The organism is Streptococcus cuniculi (assembly GCF_004570575.1).
Classification (GTDB): Bacteria; Bacillota; Bacilli; order Lactobacillales; family Streptococcaceae; genus Streptococcus; species Streptococcus cuniculi_A.
The window spans coordinates 19,161-39,697 of the sequence record NZ_SPPD01000015.1; the positions used below are offsets into that span (position 1 = coordinate 19,161).

Here is a 20,537-nt window from a genome sequence, read left to right on the forward strand (position 1 = left end):
TACCTCCTTTTTAAAAATCTAGATCTAAGTCTCCGTAGCGATCCTCCTCTACTTTTTCCTGATATTGTTTTTCGTAGGCCTTAAAGAATGGATAATACATCGCCACCGCAAGTAGCAAAACGACAGCAACCAGTACCAAAGAGCGAATATCTAAAGTCGCAAGAAAAGGCGCAAGTGGAAGTGGCACATCTGCTACAAAAAAGATAGGTGGATTGACCCAGCCTTGTCGAAAAACAAACCATTGAAATACCGCTAATAGCGGAGTTCCAATAACAAAAGGGACAAATAAGTAGCGATTCATTACCACGGGAACACCAAAGACAATTGGCTCTGATACAGACCAAAACATTCCCGAAACCGCTGCTTTCCCTACTTCTTTAAAGGTCTTTTTAGAACTAAACAAGGATAGGATTACCAAGGCCCCTGTGAGCCCAGAACCCGTCACACTGAAAAAATAATCCCACAAATTCGGTGTAAAAATATGCTCTGGCACTTGCCCAGCTGCAAGAGCAGCTAGATTAGCTTGGAAATTATTGACGGCAAAAAAGAGGACAAACGGAACCAAGACGCCATAACCGTTGATACCAACATACCACAAGAGCATCTCTATAAAAACAATGAGAAAAACGATCAAGGGATGATCCAACGTCACGTACTCAAAACAAGAAAGGATGGAGTGAACAGATAACCACTGCGCCACCACCCACAAACCGCCAAATACCAGGATAAGATAGAGCACCTGACAGAAGTATTCTAGCCCTTTCATCGGTAAAGATATAGAGCGCAAAAAGCGCTCCAGCACTTGATGGTAGACTTGAAGAATCCCTGTACTGACAAGAAGCGAGAGAAAGGCGGCAGGCATGTCTACAAGAGCCGAATTCCTTTCTCCTTTCAAGAGAAAGAAGACAATGGCACTACAGCCATAAAACAGGTATCTTGTCTGGTCTCGAGCAACTAAATAGGCTAAAAAAACCAGAAAAATCCATGAAAAATGCTGCGTCAACAGCCCTAACAATTCGGTTGTCACCTGATTGAGCAATGGATAGCCTAAAGAGTGAGTGATAACCTTGAGCATGGCAAGAGCAGACATTGTCATCATCAGAATATTTAGGTGTATAAAGCATTGCTTCAAGCCTTGAAACCAGTTATTTTTTTCAATTGCAGCAACCAAGGGCAACATCAACTTCTGAAATCGTTCAAGCCTATGATGAAATCTATCTCCTAGCACTCTTTACCCCTCTGAATTGGTCTTGATCAAATAAATGGCTTCTTTTAAGATATTTGCTGCATTCATGGTTCCATAATCGGCCGCATGAATCACAGCTACCGGCACATGGTAAGGCCTAGCCTTCTCTTCAATTTCTTCTTTTCGGTGGCCAATCTGCGGCCCTAATAAAATAACTTGATACTTCTCTAATATCTTTTCATCAATGCTTCCCGCCGGTACCGCATCGATGGTTACATTGCTACTTGATAGCTTCTCACTCACTTCAACGATACTTCTCATTTTACCGACAAGTATGCTAGTAGAGGCGCCTAAATTACAAGCTAAACAGATTGATAATGTTTCCATCCTATTCTCCTTCTTTATATAACAAAATAAATTCTTCAACAATGGTAGACATCAAAATAGTATTCATCAGCGTTCCTTGGGCATGAACCAACAATACATTCACTTGATTTTCCTCACCATTCATCTCCTTCACAATCAATTGTGTTTGCAGATTATGGGCCTCATTCATCAATTGCTCTGCTTCTGCTCGTTTTTGTGTTGCAATCTCAAAATGGTGTCTCCTAGCTTCTCGCAACGCTTCTACTAATAGTGAAAAAGCAGTTCCTGCTTTTGAAATCAATTCAAAAGAAATCTCGTTCATCATCTTCCCTCTTTTTTTCCTAATAAAGTATTTATTTTTTGTATACATTTCAAACGATTGCCGCTATCCCGCAGGGTAAATAGCGATTCTTCCTGCGTAATCCAATGGATCAAGCCTTCAATTACCGGGTAGGAATTTTGTTTATCCATCGCAACGACAACGATGACTTGTATGGGCATCCCATCTGTCGAAGGGAAAATGACCGGCTCTTCAAAGACGTGCATACTGAGCCCATTTTGTCTCACACCGTCTTCTGCTCCAGCATGGACCAACATCACACCAGGAGCAATGACCATGTACATCCCGAATTGTTCGATATTGCGAATCATTTTTTGGGTATAGCGTTCTTCAATGCTACCGTGTTCTAGTAAGCATTCCGAGCTAAGTTGGACAGCCTCTCTCCATGCCAATCCCTCGTGATTTTGATGATAGACGAGCATCGTCGGATCAAAGACAAAATCCACAGAAGCAACCGATGGTTTCTTGATAACATTGCTTGCTAGAATGTTGATAATCTTCGCTTCTATCCGATCCATCTGAATCTGATCGCCCAATTCTTCTACTAGAACTTCCATAATCTGCGAGAGCTTAGTCACATCGCGAGCGGGTGTGACAGACATTTGGCCTATCAATAGGGGCTGGATTTTTTGCAAAAAGGCTTCTGAAAAAGCGTTTTCTGTATAAATCACTTTTTCTGAATCCACTTCTGGCAGTTTAATCGTGGTAATAATGTAATCGTAATCCTGAAGCTGTTGCGGCTTAAATTCAAAAACCGCTATCGTATCAATATAGCTCTCATCGACAAAACGTGCGATACGTCCTTTTAAGACACGCGAAATAGCCCGTCCTTCTGCGCAAATAATGAGAATCCGCGGACAACTTTGACACACTACTGGGGGATCATCAATACCATTGATGTAATAAAGAGTCACCAAGGCGGCTTCTGATACGGTCACATGTTGAAATAACTGTCCCTTGTAGGAACGGAGCGCTGTAAAAATAATCTGAAATAACTCTGGATGCGTTTTGACGAACTCTAAATTGACATCTTGCATCGGATTGCGTTGCTTTTGCCGCAAAATGAAGCGCTGGAGATGCCGCGTCAATACTTCTGTAGAGTGTTGTGATTCGACCAGTCGAAATGCGGATGCGATTTTAGCATTCAGGTACGCCAGCAAGTCCTGCGCCAACTGTAAGTCTTCAATTTTTTGTTCATGATTCATCTCTAAGCTAGATAGGAACTGGCTCAGTTGCTTCAGCCTTTCTTCTTGGCTTGGATTAGGCGCTTCCTTTTCCACCTTCATCAATTTATAATTGAGAATCATCATATTCAAAAAGGCCGTATCATCCATCTGATCATCTACCGTCTTGGAATATTCAATCGTTTTTTCCAAGGCTTCAAAGAGCACATCTAATTCAAAAATATCAAAGAAAACCAAGTCGCCTACTTTAGAATAGACATTGTCCTTGTAATAGAAACTGTAGATTTCCCGGATATTGATTAATTTTTTTAGAATCGATACAAAGAAAGTAAATCGCTTAAAGCTGTATTCTGGTATACGATAGCCTCGTCTCAGCACATAGTCCAGTTGAATCGCTTCCCTCGCACACCTTTTTTTAACCTTTTCAAGCAGGTTGACAATGCTAGTTCTAGAAGATCCTAGCACTTTTGTAAAATAATTAATCGGAATATAGTCATCTGCGATGAGGAGCTTCAGTAAAATGAAATATTCCATCTGTCGGGGAGTAAATTTGAACTGCCCTGGTGTTGTATGAGACACAAAAAAGGTAAATTCTTCTAGGACTCTTTCTCGATTTCCAATCACAATACAGTCCTTCTCCACCTTTAACAAACTAGCTTTTCTGCTTCGTAAAAACTGATTGATTTTCCCTATGGTGTATCGAATCTGATTATCAGACAGGCCCAATCTTTGGCGGATATTTTCGATGTCCAGCCCATCTTTTTGCTCTAAAATGAACCGGAGTAAGTCAATTTCCCGCTGGGTCAACTTCATGGTACTCCTCCTTAGCACTAGCTTCTTTCTAGCATCATCTTCTCACTCATTTTATTGAGTAGCTTAAGAAAACTGCCGATGACTATCACCAAACAGGGCGGATAAACCACCACTGCAAAAACTGCCATTAACAACAAAGCAAATAAGACAATCCAACTTGGAACACCTAAGACCAACCCTCTCATCCCTTGATAGACAAGAGCCATAGACGGGACATACCCCCTAGCTAATTGCCATATACCTGTTGTCAAGAGGGAAAAACTGGTAATACTCAATACTGTTAGTAAAAAGCTACTGACAATGACCAAAAGATTCGGCAAGACTGGAAGAAGCTGAAGATTTAGGAACAGAATGGCTAAGAGAGCATAGACCAGAATCTGTGCCCCTATACAAACTGCAATGATCTTCTTGTCTTTTGTAACTGTCCACTTGCTATCTGATAGTGGAGCCAGATATACAAACGCAATCAATAGGCTGTATACCCCTCCAACGACCGTCAACAAGCCCAGCACAATTATCACACTCACGATGATGATATCCATCAATTTTGCTTGCCATTCTATTACTTTTTCTTTCATCGCCTTGCCTACTGCTTCACAGCCCCTTCTGTAATACCTGCAATCAACTGCCTACTAAAGATTACAAATACAACCAATAATGGAATCGTTGCTAATAGCGTTCCTGTGATAACCAAAGGATAATTGACAGTATAGAGCCCTTTTAATTGAGTGAGCGCCAACATCAAGGTATACTTTGACTCATCATTCAAAATAATCAACGGCCACACATAGTCATTCCATGACCCCATAAAGGAATACAGGGCTAAGAAGGCCAATGCAGGTTTCATGATAGGGAGTGCAATCTTAAAGTACACTTTAAAGGTCGAACACCCATCTAATTTTGCTGATTCAATGAGACTATCTGGTATCGCATCTGTACAGTATTGCTTAATCCAGAAAATCCCAAAAGCATTTGCCATCCCTGGAATAATCAATGCTTTATACGATCCGACCCACCCCAACTTATCCATCAAATAGAAAGATGGAATAATATTTAACTGTCCTGGAATCATCATCGTTCCCAATAAAAAGGTAAACAAGAAGCCCTTGCCTTTAAATTTTAATTTTGCAAAGGAAAAGCCTGCCAAGGAATCAAAGAACAAAATAAGTATCGTTGAGGTAATTGCAATAAAGAGCGTATTGAGTACCGAATGAAAGAACGATGTCTCTCTGAACACAGTCTCAATATTATGAAATAACTCAGAACCTAGTAGTAAATTGGGGGGAATCTGATAGATTTCCTTGTTCTGCTTACTGCCCATCACTAACATCCAGTAAAATGGAAAAATGGATAGAATCACACCAATTCCTAGAAAAATTCTCACGAATAATTTAAATGGCTTATTTCCCATACCTATTCTCCCTTGATGCGATAAGTCGTCAAATACCAGTTTAATAATGAGAAGATCATGATAATAATCACCAAAGCCCACGCGATTGCGGACCCGTATCCATAATCATTATTAGAAAACGCTGTATTATACAAGTAATAGACAATGGTCATCGCACCACCTTCTGGCGTAGCGCCTTGCGGTACGAGAACCTGCGCTTCTGAAAATACCTGCAAGCCACCGATTGTCGACATCATCACGGTAAATAAGATAATCGGCTTTAATTGCGGAATGGTAATATGACGAAAGATTTGAAAATTCGTCGCCCCATCCATTATGGCCGCCTCATAATAATCATTTGGAATTTTCGTAATACCTGTCAGATAGATAATGGTATTGTATCCCAGATACATCCAAATATTAATGAGGGCGATCACAATCCGAACCCAGAATGTCGAGGTCACCCACTTTATCGGTGCCAAACCTAAAAACTGCAATAAACTATTTGCGAGACCGTCCAGATTGGAGAAAATCAGACCAAACAGGATGGTAACTGCAACAACAGAAGTAATATTCGGTAAAAAGAAAATGGCCTTTAACAATTCTTTATGCTTCACAAACTTTAGATTGATTATAAAAGCCAACACCAAAGCTATAAAGAGCATCGGGAATGTTCCAACTGCCCAAATAATCAATGTATTTTTCACGGATAGATAAAAATCCGCATCATGTATCAATCGGATAAAATTTCCCCATCCGACAAATCTCATTTCTCCCAGACCATCCCATTTGTTAAACGCTAAGATACCCGCAAATACAATGGGAAAGAGGCCAAAAATCAAAAACAAAATATAAAATGGAGAAATAAAAAGATAGGGAACATACTTGTCAATATCTTTTTTCTTACTCATCGTCCTACCTTTCATCTCTTTGAAAGATAAGTTTTGCTAGTAGAACACACTATCTACTAGCAAAACAATATTCTATCAACTATTTAGAGATTTCTTCTACCTTCTTCATCGCATCATTCCATGCTTGTTCAGGATCTTTTCCTTGCTCTGCAACAAGGGTCATCTGATTTTCAAAACATTCAAAGGCAGCAGATTCACGTGGATCAAATGGAATGTATTCCAAAGCATTCGCTGCTTCAATAAAGTAATGATTGTATTGCTCATTACCGAACAACTCATGTTTCACATTAGCAAATTCATCATCAAATACCTTTTTATTTGATGGGAAGAGCGCCAACTCTTTATAGTTCACTCGTTGGCTTTCTTCATTCGTGAGATATTTAACCACTTCAGCTGCTTCTTTTGGATGAGCAGTTGTCTTGATAACTGCAAGATAGGAACCACCATAGTTAGATGGTAAGAATGGTGATTTCGCAATCAACCATTGTTCAGGAGAAGCTCCATCTTCAGCCAAGTCATTGATCCCCCAAGAGGCTTCAATCATACCACCAAATAGGCCTCGTTGAACGGAGTTCGCACCATCGGCACTGTTTCCTTTTGCCCCAAGTGTATAGCCATTCTTTTCTGCCATAACAGCATAATCCCAAGCTTTTTTCAATTCGCCATCAGCATAGATTAAGTTGCCATCTTTATCATAGATGTGCTTGGTCATCGCACGATAGCGTTGTTGAAGCAGAGACAATGAAGATTGGAACATCGGCATATCAGCTTTTTCTTTCATCTGTTTCGCCGCTTCCATGTACTTCTCATCACTACTCAACAACTCGCTGACTGACTTATCTTCTGTTGGCAACCCTGCTTTTTTAAAGGCTTCAACATTGTAGAACAAGGCCGTTGGCCCAATATCAATCGGCATCGCAATCTGAGCTGATTTATCATTTGTAAAGCAAGAATCCCATTTCCACTCAACATAGTCTTTGGCTAAATCGGCTGTGCCATAGTCTAATAGATTCACAAAGCGATCACTGTAAGGAATGTAGTCGGCAATGTTGCTATTGATTGCGGTAATATCCGGTGCTGATTTTGAATTTAGACTTGCTTTCAATTTGGTATCAAAATCCCCATTGGCTGGAATTTGCTTGAAGTTCAATTCATAATCAGGAAATTCCTTCTTAGCATTTTCGATAGCTGTGTCACTAATGGCACCATTATAATAGTTAATCGATAGCGATACCTTATCACTTGATGTTGATGAACTACTACCACAAGCACTAAGCAGAGCCCCACCTAGCAATACACTGCTCATCAATACCCATCTTGACCTGTTTTTCATCTGTATTTCCTCACTTTTTTAAATTGACAATAAATAATCAAAACTTTTTGCTAAACTATGTAGCATTCCAATCTTCGAGTAATCTTGTTCAATACAATAATACTCTACGCCGTTTGCTTCTCCCCAGCGAACAATCTTATCAAACCGTACATCTCCACTACCCAACTCCGTCAGGTTGTTGTCCATATCTTTAGGATTAAAGCCTTTTTTATAATCCTTGAGATGAACAATCGGAGCACGATACGAGAATTTTTTGAACTCTTCAACAGGATCTTTTCCTGCAACCGACATCCAATAAGTATCTGGCTCAGCATAAATGCCCAAACCGTACTCTGGAGCAGTAATATAGTCCAAAACTGTCACACCCTCTATCTGGTTGTTAAAGTCATACTCTGGACAATGCAGGCCAACACGAAAGCCAAGACCTTTTAACTGCTCTTGAACGCGCAACAGCTGCTGCTTGGTCTTGATATAGCCGTCCAAGTGCTGTTCTTCATCATCGATGTATTTATCATAGATTGTCTTGCAGTTAAAGAGCAAGGCCTCTTCAATGATACCGTCGATGTCATGAAAGAATCGATTATGCTTGATATGCATTCCAGCAATCTCAAAACCATATTGATCCACCAATGACTTGATTTCCTTAGGAGAATGACCACGCATTCCATCCAACTGCACGGCTTCAAATCCAATTTCCTTTAAAGCTTTAAAGGTTTCCTCTGGATTCTTGGCCAATTCCTTGCGAACCGAATAGAGCTGCGCCGCTATTTTCTTTTTCTCCACTGATTTCTACTCTCCTTTCCTTAAAGATTCCATTTCCTCATCTGAAAGGCGAATGTCCAATGCATCAAGCGAATCCTGAAGATGCCACTCTTCTTCTGGACCAATCGTTGCAAATACTGGAAACGGTTGATTTAATACATAAGCTAATGAAACTTGAATCGGCTTTACACCCTTTTTTCGCGCCAATCGATCACATATATCTAAGCGCTTCCAATTCAACTCATTAAAATAGACATCTACAAATTCTTTTAATTCTGGATTGTCCTTGTCTTCTTTTTTGAAGCGATGGCCAAAGAAACCTTCCGCCTGAGCAGACCAGGCAATCAAAGGAAACTGATTGGCTTCATGCCAGTCTAGCATTTCTTGATTAGCTGTTACAGTATTGTCCCAGCGCTGACAGTTGACAGCAGCCAAACTTAAATTGGGGCTATTAAAGGATAGAGGATGCAACTGATGCTCCTGACAATAAGCTAGAGCTTCCTTGATTCGGTCCAAGGTCCAGTTAGATACTCCAAATGCTCGGATTTTCTGTTCATCTACCAGCTGACTAAGTGTCTCCATTAAAGGACCTACAGGATAATTAGTATCATCACGGTGGAGTAACAAAATATCCACATAGTCTGTACCAAGCATTTCTAAACTAGTCGTTAAGTCCTGAATGATATCCCCTGGGGTCACTCTCGGTGCGTGAGGTGCTTCTCGAACGGGATGACAACACTTGGTAATAATCGTATAGGCAGAACGTGGTTTCCCATTTAGCCACTCACCAATGACTGACTCGCTCTCTCTATAATGACGCGCAGTATCAATGGCTAATCCACCTGCATTGACATAAGCCCCAAACATCGCATGGACTTTTGACATATTGTTTAATTTCAGATAATCACTCGATCCCAAAATAATTTTGGATAGCCGAATTTCTCCACTGTCTACCTTTATGATTTCGTTTTTCACCAAGAAATCTCCTTTCTGTTTTTAGAAAACGCTTACTTATACATATCCAGTCTACCATATACAAAAATGACTTTCAACAGAACGAATAACAAACTTTTACAAATTTTATACAAAAAAATGTTATTAATAAACTTGATTTTTAAGCCAATCTTGGTTATGGTAAAAGCATAGAAAGTTTAACGAAAGGATGTTCTTGATGCTCACTTATCCAAACAAAACATTCACTATTTTACAGTTTACCGATATTCATATCGGCGAAGCACCTTTTAATCAAAAGGATCTCAAAAGCTTTGAAAAAATCAAGGCCACTCTTGAGTCAACACCAGCTGATTTGATTTGCATTACCGGTGATTTGATTTGGTCTGATGGCGTGAAGGAGCCCCAAAAAGGATTGAAGGTCCTAGCAGACATCTTTAATCAGTACCCTATTCCACTAGCCATCACTTATGGAAACCACGACTCCGAACAATCCTTATCCCGTCAAGATTTGCAAGCCTTAGAACAAGAATACTTCCATTACCTAGCACCAAAATCACATGTATTTTGCGATAGCCACCATAAAGAATGCTTTACCATTGAACTGTATAAAGACCAACGGTTAAGCAATGTGCTTTATTTCATTGATTCTGGAGCAGATGCTTTGCTAGACATTGAAAGCTATGACTGGGTGTCCTTAGAGCAAGTAAACTGGTACAAAGAAACATCTCAACAATATTTGATGCAACACCCAGATTTGACTCACGATTTACTCTTTTTGCATATTCCACTCCCTGAATTTGAACAGGCAGGAGAACATATTATTGATGGGCATTATTGGGAAATGAACCCTCGTATCTCAGCCCCTAAATTAAATACCGGACTCTTCAGCCATATCTTGTATCAACACCACATACATGCTATTTTCTGCGGACACGATCACGATAATAACTTCGAGGGAGTCTTCTTAAACCATCGGTTTATCTATGGAAATGTTTCTGGCTATAATTGCTATGGTGTTTTACCACGAGGCTACCGATCAATCACTCTTTCTCCTAATAATATGGAAACGGAGATTCACACCTACTCATAAAAAATACCGAGAGAACACGGATACCCTGTTCTCTCGGTATTTTTATATCTCCAATCAATTTCTATCCCAATCCTTCTGCCTTTAGGCTATCTGCCAAACGTGCAAAATCTTCTAAAGTAAGAGCCTCCCCGCGGACAGTCGGTTGCAAGCTGGCTGCGTCAAGTGCTGCTTCTAGCTTTTCTTTGACACCATCAGCCTTGCCAAAATAGCTGGTCAGATTGTTCCACAAGGTCTTGCGGCGATGGGTAAAGCTGGCTTTTGCCACCTTGAAAAAGAACTTTTCATCTGTCACCGCTACCGCAGGTTCTGGACGTCTGGTCATTTTCAAAATAGCGCTATCCACATTTGGCGCAGGCACAAAGACCGTACGCGGTACGATAAAGGCTACTTTAGCCGTCATGTAATACTGTACCGCAATCGACAAGCTCCCGTAAGCCTTGGTGTTGGGCACTGCTGAAATGCGGTCAGCCACCTCCCGCTGCATCATCACGACAAACTCGCTAAAGGGAATGCCACTTTCAATCAAGTGCATCAAAATCGGTGTCGTAATGTAGTAAGGGAGATTGGCCACCACCTTAATCGGCAAGGCTGGATTTTTAAACTGCTTAACAGCTGCTTCCAAGTCAGTCTTTAAAATGTCCTGATTGACCACGGTCACATTGTCAAAATCACGGAGCGTATCCGCCAAAATCGGTACCAAGCGCTCATCAATCTCAAAGGCCATAACCTCCGCTGCTCGCTCTGCCAAAAACTCTGTCAAAGCCCCAATTCCAGGCCCAATCTCAATGACATTGACCGCCTCATCAATCTCTGCCGTATCCACAATCTTCTGTAAAATATTGGTATCGGTCAAAAAATTCTGACCAAAGGACTTCTTAAACGTAAAACCATGACGCTCCAAAATCGCGCGCGTCACGCTGTAATCTGCAATATGCATACCTTCTTGTAACTCTCTTTCATTTCAGGGTTATCATTTTATTACTTTTCTTCCTAACAATAGCTTTTGAATTTGCCGTTCTACAAAAGAAAAATAAGGTTTTTCAATAAATTTTTGGCGTGCCACTTCAACCAACAAACACATTGTAAACACAAGTATAACTGCTAGTATAGAATAGGGGATTAAATAGGGACTATTCGAAAAAGTCGCATTTTTAAATACCGTAACCCACCAGAAATCACGTAATAACGGATGCTCATGTATGATATAGATTCCAAACGTGGTCGAAGAGACGAGATTAATGAATCGATGATGACCAATGTCTAATTTTCTAAAACCTAGAAATATGAAAAGAGAGGCTAACGCTGTCGGCAACTTATTTTTCCCATAAAAATAGATAGCTTCTCCAGCAAAACCTGGCCATCTCAATCCCAATAAATCTAGCACAAGAACACTACTATAAATGAATACGATAGATAACATCGCCCAGAAAAGATAGATACTGGCTCTCTTTTGCAATCGATCCCCGTATAATCTAACATATCCAGCAACCGAATAAAGATACATAAACCATAACAAATCATTACTTTCAAAGCTCTTTTTCGTCACAGTAGGAATTATAACCCACATAAATCCTACTAACATCAACAGTCTTTGATAACTTTTCCTATCTAAACTTGTGAGCAATCAATTTATATATGGAGATAGTATCAATAATACTATGTAACAGCTGATGAACCACCATTTTCTATATAGTATAGGTACTATATAGGTAAACGCCCAATGAACATCAAACTTAGCAGGTCCAATAGCTATTCCTAACAAAAAGAAAGGAAGAGAGTAAGTGGAAAGTTGCAACCAAATCGCTAAGACCTTACGCCATTCTAAAGTGGTTTTATGGATTAAAAAGTAGCCTGAAATGAGAACAAAAATATTAACGCCTATATTTCCAGCCAAGGGCAAAAATTGAATCCATAGCCTATTCATGCTGATAGTGTTTATGGGAAAATCAAAGTGACCAAAAACCGAAAAATGAGAAGCAATGATTCCAAGCATTGCAACAATTCTTAATAATTCAATATTGGACTGTCTGACTAATCGATTCTGCGCTTTCTCCATCGTTCTTCCCTAAATTCCTCACAATCATCTTTTTCTTTCTATACCTTATCCTACTAACAGCTTCTCCATCCACCATAAAAGCCTCCATATATAGTAATGAGCAGACTATCGTTCAAGCTGTTGTTTCATCTCGTCAAGACTTTCCTGACTAATATAGAGTCCTGCTTGAGGAAATGTTGTCGCATTAATAGTACAGTCAAATTTTGAAATCATTCCATCTATCGGCTGGATCCAGCCCTCCCATGTCTCATCAAATACCATTCCCATTCGTTTCCAGTCTGTAAACATGGGAAGAACATATCCATCCCCATTTCCCTTCTTTAAAGGAAAACTAAATGTCGTGTCCTTTGTCAGAGTGGTTTTCCCCTCTTCATCCGGCTGCTCCATCTCCCCATCTCGTTTCGTTGGGACTAAAAATTTTGCTTTTACCAACTCTTGTGACATAAAACGATGATAAAGCCTGTAAATGAGTTGCTGATCTTCCGTCTCAAGATTTCCGAGCTGTCCCATCAACAGCATCCAGCGCACAAGGTCAGGATTCGTAATCGGTATTTGAATAGCCGGTAGATGCGACCAGTCTGGTGGTGCTACCAAATCCTCCGCAGAAACGGACACTTGCTCCTCTAATGTAAAAACACCTACAGCACCATTTAGATAAAAAGACGCCTCTAAAAAATGAACAATTCCCTGTCCATCCTCGCCCTTGACAATCTTTTCAAGAGTAAATTTAGGCTCCTGCTCTATATAAGACTGTAACTCACTATGAGAGACTAGAGGACAAATCTGAATCAGTGGACCTGAACAAGAATAGGAACCATCGTCATACTTAAACGTTTTGGAAAACAAATGTGGCTCTCCCGTAGCAGTGGAATAAACAGCGTAGAAAGCATTGACTTCAAGTATTTTATCTTTTAAAATCCCTTTTAAGATTTCTAATTTCCCTTGATAGGCTTCTTGCATGCCACTAGCTTCATTTTCCGCATTCTGGGAATGGTACCAAATAAATAATCGGATAATTTCTGCTATGTCTGAGAAGCTGACATCCGCAATATCTGCTTCACTCAATGTTCCATTTTGTAGTCTAACAAAGGAATTTCCAAGCGCTGTCACATAAGCACCATAACGTTCCTTATCCGAAGAACTCTCATTAGAAATAACGGTTCCCTTTTTCAGTAAAGAGGAATCTACTTCAATCAGCAAGCTCCCCTTTGTATCCACTAATTCTGATACTGACTGTTGTTTGATATTTTGTATCTGCTTGATGTTCACCAAAAAGGACTTCGCATCTTCATCGCCAATATTTCTAGCCCATAGGGTATCTCCCACTCGAATCTGCCCCTTGACCTCTCCGACCACCACCAGATCACCTGACCTTTTCAGATTGAAAATATCCTCTACTCCAAACACGCTTGAATGTTCTTGAGCTGCTGGTTGTTGCTGCTCTTTGTTCTTTTTTAAAAAATCAAATAATCCCATTATTCATACCCCTCCATAACCTTTTCGACTTCAGCTAGCGAGATGCCAAACATCTCTAGGCGTTTCAAAAGTTGCTTGCCGTTGGTATAGCCAATGCGGAGCTGCTCACCGAGGTACTCCCTGCGCTTGCGGCTGTCTGAACCTGCGAGAAAACCGAGGCGAATCAAATCGCTCCGCATGATGTCAAAAGCAGGCCTTTCTTCCTCTGCACCCAAGACCTGTGAGAGGGCCTTGTCCAAGTCCTCAAAAGACGCATGCTCGATGCCGAGCGACTTGCCCTTGGTCTTGGAGCTGGGTACTGCCTCATCGCGATTTAAAAAGGCGTGCTTGGCGGTCGGAACAGCTGCCATAATCAGTTTCCGAATCCGCTCACCGTTAAAATCTGGATCTGTAAAAACAATCACCCCATGCAGGTCATTCAAGCGCTTAATCCGCTCGAGATCCGCCTGCGAAATGGCAGACCCTCTGGTTTCATAGGTTTCTACCTCGTAAAATCGTTTGAGATTGGCTGTGTCATCTCGTCCTTCAACCACAATGATTTCTGATATGTTTTTCTTCATATCAGTCTTTCAATCCAAACAGCTCTTGCGCATTGGCGTAGGTTCTACTTGCGACTTCTTCGCTAGATAAACCGCGGAGCTCTGCGATTTTATCGACCACATAGCGGGTATAGGCCGTGCGATTTTCCCGTCCACGTTTGGGAACAGGAGCTAGATACGGAGCATCGGTTTCAACCAAAATTTTATCTAGCGGCAAGTGAGTCGCTGCTTCTTGAATATCCGTTGCTTTCTTAAAAGTGACAACGCCCGAAAAGGAAATGGTCATCCCAAGCTTGATAAAGCGCTCTGCCATTTCCAAAGAGCCTGAATAAGAGTGCATAATCCCACCACGTAGTCCAACGCCCTCGCTCTTGATGATGTCATAGGTGTCCTCTAAGGCATCGCGGGTGTGGACAACAAAGGGCAAGTCCAATTCTTTTGCTAAAGCAATCTGCCGGCGAAAGACCTGCTCCTGCACCTCTTTGGGCGCCGTCATCCAGTAGTAATCCAAGCCAATCTCCCCCAGGGCGATGACCTTATCGTGCTGCAATTGCTCACGCAAAAACTGCTCAACCTCATCAGTATAGGTACCAGCTTCAGTCGGATGCCAGCCAATGGTCGCATAGACTTGCTCATAGCGAGTTGCCAAGTCCAAGGCACGTTTAATTGTCGGCCTATCAAAGCCCACCACATTCATTCTGGTCACGCCCATTTCTGCTGCTAAGGCTAATTCCTCATCAGCCCGTCCTTCAAACTCTTCAACGTTGAGGTGAGTATGGGTATCAAAAATTTGAATCATTTTTTCTCCTGTACTATTTGCAACTCAAAAACTCATTTTCTTTATTATACCGCTTTTGCCATAAAAAAACCAACAGACTCGAGTTTCTGCTGGCTTTTTTATCGTTTTATTATGCCACTGCAAGCACTTTGCGTCCTTTACGACGACGAGCTGCTAACACGCGACGGCCGTTTTTAGTTGACATACGGTTACGGAATCCGTGTTTGCGTGCGCGACGGATTTTACTTGGTTGAAAAGTACGTTTCACGATGAATACCTCCTCATAGATTTTGTATTCGTTTAGCCGGCTAGTTTTGATCAGTTACTAAACATACTTTACCATTCTATCTGATTCTGTCGGCTTTGTCAAGCTATTCTGGTTGGTCGTGTGTGTCTATCTTTTTGGGAACGTTCGGATATTCCTTATATATAGCCAAGAAAACTGATAAAACTAGTATTCTTATCAAAAAAGACTGAGACAAATTATTTTTTCTTTGCCTCAGTCTTGACGATATTGTCCTTAATCTGTTACAATACTGTTTGACTGATTAAGCAAAGGTCTAGTTTGTCTTAATCGGTGGTGTAGAAGCTGGAACTTCTGCACCATTTTTCATTTTCTGATAAGCTTATTATACTATATCCTCCCCCTGGATGCAACTATTTGAATGAAAAAACATGACGAAAAAGCCTCCAAAAAATACAATTTTTAGCAGGTTTTATATGTGAAATTACGAATTACTAGTGGCCTCGTCTTCGCCTCTTGCCAGACCTATATGCTTTATAGGTCCGTACTGAGGATGTTTCTTTAAATACTCGATCAGCTCGTCCTGCGCTTGAAGAATTGTTACGATAATACTCGTATTCCTTTCTCCATTCCCCAAAGAATAACTCTCGCAATTCGTCCGCATCAAGAATAAGCATTTGACTCATTGCCTCCGATCCCCTGCTAGTCCAGTACATGCCTCTATTTTTCATTCGATAAGTAATTTTTCGATGTTGACTCTCCATGATTCCTACTCCCTCTGGAGAAATATCACGCAGTTTAGCCGTTTTCGTATACTGGAAATTTTTCATAAATTTTGATTTGTATTGCTCAAATCTTTCTTGCTCTTTTTCAGAATCAATCAACGACTCTAGTGTATCAAAGCAAGTTTTTAGCTGTGCTTTGGAATGTGCTTGTATAGCTTGAAAAAAACTAGCTTTTAGCTCCGCTGAATAGCCTCTTGTGAGTAGGCGAATATCCTTATAGACATGATATTTATCCCAGAAATGTTCATGATGTTGAATTTTGAGAGCTTTTGCTAGCTCTTTGAAAACATAGGGAGTATAGCCCTTTCCCCCATCAGAATTGGTAATCAGTATCGTATCTTTCGTAATCTCAAAATGATTGTAGATATAGTCAAGAACACGTTCTCGTGACTTACGATTATTTGAGGAACTGATTTCTTTCTTGTTCTGAAGCTCATAGCGATCTTTACCAACTTCCTTACTTCCTGTGTGAATCACAAAATGAGAAAATTCTATGTGTTTTTTCTCTTTTTCCTGAGATTTGAGAAACAGTCCGTCACCTTCCACATAAATGATTGGAGAGGAAATTTTCTCAGGTGCTGCCTCCTCCTCGTAAAAACGATAATCTTCTCGATCTTCCAGTAAGGTTGCGGTCATCTGAACAGCCTTATTGACTGTATCTTTTGAGATAAAAATGCCGTACATCATTTCAATAATTTCTGGTACTTTGCGGTAAGGAACCTTTTGAGACAGCCGTACAACTTGATACATGAGTTCCTGAGAATAGCGGACATGTTTGGTAAGACCTAGCTTTTCATCAACTGGAATACGGCACTGCTTCCCCTTATACCAGCGACTTCGAGAGAAAGTCAATTCTCCAAAGGTGAATAACACTGTCCTCTCTATTCGATCCTTGCACCGATAACCTTTTGCCCGCATAATCGGTGCAACATAATTCTCGTACTGCTCAAGAAATTGAAAAAATTTTTCGTGATTTTCTTTCCGAAGTTCTGATACAAAATCTCTTTCATCAATAGGTCGGGTATCCATCCTAGTCTCCTTAAAAGCATTTTTAAATATTGTATCTACTTCAAAGGAGGTTTTCAAATTTCTTTTGGTTCTGAGAAAAATCCATGATATAATACTAGTTGGCACAAACAAAACACCGCCTGTCGAAAGGAGGTGAGTTGCCTGTGTGGTCAAATATCTTTCAAAATCTCATCGCACCGATTTTGGTCGGGATAGTCCTTGCACTATTTTCTAAATGGCTAGATAAGAAAGAAGATGAGTAAGTGCCGCTAGCTCGGACGTAGTTAATCGCAGACTACGCAAAAAAAAATCCCCTTGCATTTGTAGGATTTTGCAAGGGGATTTTCCGTTGCCTCGTATAGAGGTCAAACATCTTTCATCGCATTGTCATTATAACACGCATAAGGTACGGTTGTCAAGTTACAAGTTTTCAATCAGTGCATCCAAAAAGGCAGAATCTGAGCGATAGCCTCTTGATTGAGCAATTTGATGCAACTTTTCTCGATTGCTAGGACGCAAAGTAAATTGAAACTGTTTCTTATTCTCTGATCTATGTGCAACTGGAATGATTGATTGGTTGCCTATTGGCGCTGGTTTTTTCACTCCTAGCGCCTTTCTGATATCGTCTTTTGTCCCATTAAAAGCCATATTTCTCTCCTATCATATATAATTATATTTATACTTATATACACAATTATATTCTACCATATATTCCAGAAAATGTCTCATCAATGGAGTTAAAGAACTTCTTGTGTTTACAATAAAGAGTCTCATCCTCTCGCATTTCAGCTATGGAAATTTTATCCAATGTTGAACGATTGAATAGTTCCTTGTTAGGAATAATCCCTATCAAATTCGGTTCATTCTCTAAACGTGCCAATAGTTCTCTTGACGAATTCGTATTATTCTTTATCATATTTGCAACAAAGAATAATTCGGCGGTCACATAACTTTCTCTTGTTTGAAAATTGATGGCACTTGCCTTAAAATCTTCTAGCTTCTCTTCAATGTTGAATTTAGCGAGGTACCCAAAATCGCTTGGAATAATCGGACTAATGATGGAATGACTAACTGCCACCGCATTTCGTGTAGCTATCGAGAAGTCTGGACGACAATCAAAAATCACATAATCATATTGCGCCAGTTGATACTCTTCACAATGATCCTGAAGCCACATATACAACAACATGTACTTATTTGTATTATGCTCTAAACTTGCTTCAATCCAATCTAGATTCATACTTCCTGCAATTAAAGAAATGTTCTCTTTAATAGAATGAACCGCCACATTTCCTTTTCCTAAAAAAATATTTGCGACTGTATCTTCGCTCGTATAAATTTGATACGTTTGAGTAAGGTTACATTGATGATCTAAATCCACAAACAAGACTGACTGTCCCTGTTTTGCGAGCCACTCACCATAATTAAATGCAAGAGTTGTTTTTCCAACACCACCTTTAATCGCTGAAAAACTGATTAACTTCATCTTTCTTCTCCTTTTCTAAGGAGTACAACACATTGTACTCGAATGAAATCACAAAATAGAGTACAGTATGGTATAATAGCTCTGTACCTATTTTTTAGGTTTTGCTACTTCATCTAGGGGTCCAATCCAAGTCATGAAGTAGCTTTTTATTTGTTTAGAAGATAGGTTCATTCCTATCTTCTTTTATTATACCACACTTTATTTATAATTACAAATACAATTGTAATTATATTTGTAATTATATCTATATCTATCATTGTAGGGAATCATCATCTTGTAGGAAAGAACGAATTTGAGAAACGGCTCGCATATCACCATTCAAAGCCTTCTGAAGAATGACTAAAACAAGGGCGGTTTCATTGGTTGGTTCGTATCCCAAGGAAACAAGTAGCTCCTTCATCTTGTGATTACTAACCTCTGATTGCAAGAGAGTCTCTAATGTCCGCTTTAGGTCAGTTTTCTTCTTTCGTGCAACTCCTGAAGCACGACCACCCATTCGTGCGATTTCTCTTTGTTCACTCTTTGTTCGTTGGTTTAAGGGAATCAAGTTTTTTTCGTTTGCCAAAATAACCTCCTCTATTCAACTAACTGCGCTTTTTGACCTGTCATCTCTTCCCAGCGTTTAATAATGACATCAACGTATACCGGATCTATTTCCATAGTATAAGAGATTCGGCCAGTTGCCTCACAAGCTAGAAGTGTTGAGCCGCTTCCTCCAAAGGTATCTAGCACGATTTCTCCTTCACGACTAGAGTTCAAAATCAATCGTTTAATAAGGGAAATAGGCTTCATAGTTGGATGTAGCCTGCTACTAGTAGGGCGGTCTACTTTCAAGATTGTTGTTGGAGTATCTTCTTGATAGGTTTTAATCAGTTCTATCAAATCAGATTTTCTCATTTTCTCTAAGCTAGCTTCATCTTCTAAAATGGTTGTAAAGCTACGGTTGGGAAGAAAATAGTGGCTTGCTCCCGGCTTCCACCCATATAAGCAAGGTTCATGCTGCCAGTGATAGTCTTGCCGACCTATCACAAAACTATTTTTGACCCAGATGAGATTCTCCTTCACATCCCAACCTGCTTCCTCGAGGGCAATCTGAACATTCACTCGCTCTGTATCCGCATGCCAAATATAGAACGCTCCTCCTGGTTTTAGGTAAGAATTAACTGCAAAAAAGCACTGCCTCAAAAACTACCGATACTGTGCTTGCTCCATTGCATCATTTTGGATAGTCAGTGCCTCCTTAGTTTTTCCAACGTAGGCTACGTTATAAGGCGGATCTGTCACATAGAGATCAATAGTCTTGTTTCCTATCAGGCGTTTCATATCTAAGGGATTGCGCACATCCCCACACATTAAACGATGCGGTCCAAGTTGATACAATTGACCTGCTTCTATTTGTGGTTCTTCCTTAACAACGGGCATCGCAATTTCTTCTTTATCCTGATGAGAAAAGAGTGAAGCGGAAAAACCAAATAGGGACATGTCAACATCTAAAATGTTTTGTAATTCTAGTTGAAGCAACTCCATGTCAAAATCAGTATTTAAAGTCAATTTGTTGTGCGCAAGAATGTATGCTCTCTTTTTCTCATCTGATAAGTGACTCAAGCGAATGACTGGCACCAGCTCATGCCCCAATTCTTTCAATGCTAGATAGCGACCATGCCCTTCAATAATGACATTATTCTCATCAATGGCTATGGGGTCATTGTTTCCGAATTTCAGAATAGACTGTTTAATTTGCTCAATCTGAGTTTGTGGATGTTTCTTGGCGTTTCGTTCATAAGGAACAATAGCACCTAATGCAATTTTTTCTAATTTCATCATACCTAGTATTCC

The 20,537-nt window shown here is 40.2% G+C and carries 23 protein-coding genes and 1 pseudogene; 2 read left to right on the plus strand and 22 right to left on the minus strand.

Annotated elements, in window-relative coordinates; all coding sequences use genetic code 11:
- Positions 1–10 precede the first annotated feature (10 nt).
- From E4T82_RS09160 to E4T82_RS09205, 10 genes are all read right to left on the minus strand, one after another.
- Positions 11–1,228 (minus strand): PTS transporter subunit EIIC, encoded by a 1,218-nt coding sequence (locus E4T82_RS09160; RefSeq protein ID WP_135182531.1) that lies wholly within the window; start codon positions 1,226–1,228, stop codon positions 11–13.
- A gap of 3 nt (positions 1,229–1,231) precedes the next feature.
- Positions 1,232–1,573 carry a PTS sugar transporter subunit IIB gene (locus E4T82_RS09165; RefSeq protein ID WP_135182532.1) on the minus strand — a complete coding sequence of 114 codons (342 nt, stop codon included), beginning with the start codon at positions 1,571–1,573 and terminating at the stop codon, positions 1,232–1,234.
- A gap of 1 nt (position 1,574) precedes the next feature.
- A complete protein-coding gene (locus E4T82_RS09170) occupies positions 1,575–1,877 on the minus strand; it encodes a PTS lactose/cellobiose transporter subunit IIA (protein ID WP_075104918.1) in 303 nt (100 codons plus the stop codon).
- Positions 1,874–3,889: a BglG family transcription antiterminator gene (locus E4T82_RS09175; protein WP_135182533.1), complete on the minus strand. Its 2,016-nt coding sequence runs from the start codon at positions 3,887–3,889 to the stop codon at positions 1,874–1,876. Before E4T82_RS09175 ends, E4T82_RS09170 begins: the two co-directional genes overlap by 4 nt.
- Before the next feature lie 17 nt (positions 3,890–3,906).
- Complete coding sequence (locus E4T82_RS09180; RefSeq protein WP_135182534.1) at positions 3,907–4,467, minus strand: hypothetical protein; 561 nt, start codon at positions 4,465–4,467, stop codon at positions 3,907–3,909.
- An 8-nt stretch (positions 4,468–4,475) separates the two neighbouring features.
- Positions 4,476–5,300, minus strand: a complete 825-nt coding sequence (locus E4T82_RS09185) for a carbohydrate ABC transporter permease (RefSeq protein WP_135182535.1) — start codon at positions 5,298–5,300, stop codon at positions 4,476–4,478.
- A 2-nt stretch (positions 5,301–5,302) separates the two neighbouring features.
- Positions 5,303–6,190, minus strand: a complete 888-nt coding sequence (locus E4T82_RS09190; RefSeq protein ID WP_135182536.1) for a carbohydrate ABC transporter permease — start codon at positions 6,188–6,190, stop codon at positions 5,303–5,305.
- Positions 6,191–6,269: 79 nt separating this feature from the next.
- Positions 6,270–7,523 (minus strand): ABC transporter substrate-binding protein, encoded by a 1,254-nt coding sequence (locus E4T82_RS09195; RefSeq protein WP_135182537.1) that lies wholly within the window; start codon positions 7,521–7,523, stop codon positions 6,270–6,272.
- Positions 7,524–7,541: 18 nt separating this feature from the next.
- Positions 7,542–8,306 carry a sugar phosphate isomerase/epimerase family protein gene (locus E4T82_RS09200; RefSeq protein ID WP_135182538.1) on the minus strand — a complete coding sequence of 255 codons (765 nt, stop codon included), beginning with the start codon at positions 8,304–8,306 and terminating at the stop codon, positions 7,542–7,544.
- Between the two features lie 6 nt (positions 8,307–8,312).
- Positions 8,313–9,260 (minus strand): aldo/keto reductase, encoded by a 948-nt coding sequence (locus tag E4T82_RS09205; protein ID WP_245167497.1) that lies wholly within the window; start codon positions 9,258–9,260, stop codon positions 8,313–8,315.
- Positions 9,261–9,456: 196 nt separating this feature from the next.
- On the opposite strand from E4T82_RS09205, the gene E4T82_RS09210 reads away from it, so the two are divergent.
- Complete coding sequence (locus E4T82_RS09210) at positions 9,457–10,329, plus strand: metallophosphoesterase (protein WP_228065127.1); 873 nt, start codon at positions 9,457–9,459, stop codon at positions 10,327–10,329.
- 61 nt (positions 10,330–10,390) lie between these two features.
- Here E4T82_RS09210 and rsmA read toward each other — a convergent pair whose 3' ends face one another.
- The 8 genes from rsmA to E4T82_RS09250 form a co-directional block, all read right to left on the minus strand.
- The gene (gene rsmA, locus E4T82_RS09215) at positions 10,391–11,266 is read right to left on the minus strand and encodes a 16S rRNA (adenine(1518)-N(6)/adenine(1519)-N(6))-dimethyltransferase RsmA (protein WP_135182540.1); all 876 of its coding nucleotides are present in this window, start codon (positions 11,264–11,266) and stop codon (positions 10,391–10,393) included.
- Between the two features lie 33 nt (positions 11,267–11,299).
- Positions 11,300–11,911, minus strand: a complete 612-nt coding sequence (locus E4T82_RS09220; protein ID WP_135182541.1) for a hypothetical protein — start codon at positions 11,909–11,911, stop codon at positions 11,300–11,302.
- 42 nt (positions 11,912–11,953) lie between these two features.
- Entirely contained in the window at positions 11,954–12,385 is a 432-nt protein-coding gene (locus E4T82_RS09225) for an acyltransferase family protein (RefSeq protein WP_135182542.1), read from the minus strand.
- Between the two features lie 105 nt (positions 12,386–12,490).
- On the minus strand, positions 12,491–13,861 hold the full coding sequence (locus tag E4T82_RS09230; protein WP_135182543.1) for a hypothetical protein: 1,371 nt from the start codon (positions 13,859–13,861) through the stop codon (positions 12,491–12,493).
- Entirely contained in the window at positions 13,861–14,421 is a 561-nt protein-coding gene (rnmV, locus tag E4T82_RS09235; RefSeq protein ID WP_135182544.1) for a ribonuclease M5, read from the minus strand. Before rnmV ends, E4T82_RS09230 begins: the two co-directional genes overlap by 1 nt.
- A gap of 1 nt (position 14,422) precedes the next feature.
- Complete coding sequence (locus tag E4T82_RS09240) at positions 14,423–15,199, minus strand: TatD family hydrolase (RefSeq protein WP_135182545.1); 777 nt, start codon at positions 15,197–15,199, stop codon at positions 14,423–14,425.
- Between the two features lie 109 nt (positions 15,200–15,308).
- Complete coding sequence (gene rpmH / locus E4T82_RS09245; protein WP_018368178.1) at positions 15,309–15,446, minus strand: 50S ribosomal protein L34; 138 nt, start codon at positions 15,444–15,446, stop codon at positions 15,309–15,311.
- Positions 15,447–15,916: 470 nt separating this feature from the next.
- A complete protein-coding gene (locus tag E4T82_RS09250) occupies positions 15,917–17,236 on the minus strand; it encodes an ISLre2 family transposase (protein ID WP_135182546.1) in 1,320 nt (439 codons plus the stop codon).
- Between the two features lie 143 nt (positions 17,237–17,379).
- Here E4T82_RS09250 and E4T82_RS09255 point away from each other — a divergent pair, with 143 nt between their 5' ends.
- Positions 17,380–17,478, plus strand: a complete 99-nt coding sequence (locus tag E4T82_RS09255) for a type I toxin-antitoxin system Fst family toxin (RefSeq protein ID WP_135182564.1) — start codon at positions 17,380–17,382, stop codon at positions 17,476–17,478.
- 157 nt (positions 17,479–17,635) lie between these two features.
- On the opposite strand, the gene E4T82_RS09260 is transcribed toward E4T82_RS09255, so the two are convergent.
- The 4 genes and pseudogenes from E4T82_RS09260 to E4T82_RS09275 form a co-directional block, all read right to left on the minus strand.
- Positions 17,636–17,863, minus strand: coding sequence for a hypothetical protein (locus E4T82_RS09260; RefSeq protein WP_135182547.1), 228 nt, complete (start codon positions 17,861–17,863; stop codon positions 17,636–17,638).
- A gap of 46 nt (positions 17,864–17,909) precedes the next feature.
- The gene (locus E4T82_RS09265) at positions 17,910–18,701 is read right to left on the minus strand and encodes a ParA family protein (protein WP_135182548.1); all 792 of its coding nucleotides are present in this window, start codon (positions 18,699–18,701) and stop codon (positions 17,910–17,912) included.
- A 253-nt stretch (positions 18,702–18,954) separates the two neighbouring features.
- Positions 18,955–19,266 carry a KGG domain-containing protein gene (locus E4T82_RS09270; RefSeq protein WP_135182549.1) on the minus strand — a complete coding sequence of 104 codons (312 nt, stop codon included), beginning with the start codon at positions 19,264–19,266 and terminating at the stop codon, positions 18,955–18,957.
- A gap of 11 nt (positions 19,267–19,277) precedes the next feature.
- Positions 19,278–20,522: pseudogene (locus E4T82_RS09275) on the minus strand (site-specific DNA-methyltransferase).
- Between the last annotated feature and the right edge of the window lie 15 nt (positions 20,523–20,537).

Excerpts from the sequence above, each read along its gene's own strand:
- E4T82_RS09165 (WP_135182532.1), bottom strand. The coding sequence starts at position 1,573 with ATGGAAACATTATCAATCTGTTTAGCTTGTAATTTAGGCGCCTCTACT.
- E4T82_RS09170 (WP_075104918.1), bottom strand. The coding sequence starts at position 1,877 with ATGATGAACGAGATTTCTTTTGAATTGATTTCAAAAGCAGGAACTGCT.
- E4T82_RS09175 (WP_135182533.1), bottom strand. The coding sequence starts at position 3,889 with ATGAAGTTGACCCAGCGGGAAATTGACTTACTCCGGTTCATTTTAGAG.
- E4T82_RS09180 (WP_135182534.1), bottom strand. The coding sequence starts at position 4,467 with ATGAAAGAAAAAGTAATAGAATGGCAAGCAAAATTGATGGATATCATC.
- E4T82_RS09185 (WP_135182535.1), bottom strand. The coding sequence starts at position 5,300 with ATGGGAAATAAGCCATTTAAATTATTCGTGAGAATTTTTCTAGGAATT.
- E4T82_RS09190 (WP_135182536.1), bottom strand. The coding sequence starts at position 6,190 with ATGAGTAAGAAAAAAGATATTGACAAGTATGTTCCCTATCTTTTTATT.
- E4T82_RS09195 (WP_135182537.1), bottom strand. The coding sequence starts at position 7,523 with ATGAAAAACAGGTCAAGATGGGTATTGATGAGCAGTGTATTGCTAGGT.
- E4T82_RS09210 (WP_228065127.1), top strand. The coding sequence starts at position 9,457 with ATGCTCACTTATCCAAACAAAACATTCACTATTTTACAGTTTACCGAT.
- rsmA (WP_135182540.1), bottom strand. The coding sequence starts at position 11,266 with ATGCATATTGCAGATTACAGCGTGACGCGCGCGATTTTGGAGCGTCAT.
- E4T82_RS09220 (WP_135182541.1), bottom strand. The coding sequence starts at position 11,911 with ATGTTAGTAGGATTTATGTGGGTTATAATTCCTACTGTGACGAAAAAG.
- E4T82_RS09225 (WP_135182542.1), bottom strand. The coding sequence starts at position 12,385 with ATGGAGAAAGCGCAGAATCGATTAGTCAGACAGTCCAATATTGAATTA.
- E4T82_RS09230 (WP_135182543.1), bottom strand. The coding sequence starts at position 13,861 with ATGGGATTATTTGATTTTTTAAAAAAGAACAAAGAGCAGCAACAACCA.
- rnmV (WP_135182544.1), bottom strand. The coding sequence starts at position 14,421 with ATGAAGAAAAACATATCAGAAATCATTGTGGTTGAAGGACGAGATGAC.
- E4T82_RS09240 (WP_135182545.1), bottom strand. The coding sequence starts at position 15,199 with ATGATTCAAATTTTTGATACCCATACTCACCTCAACGTTGAAGAGTTT.
- E4T82_RS09250 (WP_135182546.1), bottom strand. The coding sequence starts at position 17,236 with ATGGATACCCGACCTATTGATGAAAGAGATTTTGTATCAGAACTTCGG.
- E4T82_RS09260 (WP_135182547.1), bottom strand. The coding sequence starts at position 17,863 with ATGGCTTTTAATGGGACAAAAGACGATATCAGAAAGGCGCTAGGAGTG.
- E4T82_RS09265 (WP_135182548.1), bottom strand. The coding sequence starts at position 18,701 with ATGAAGTTAATCAGTTTTTCAGCGATTAAAGGTGGTGTTGGAAAAACA.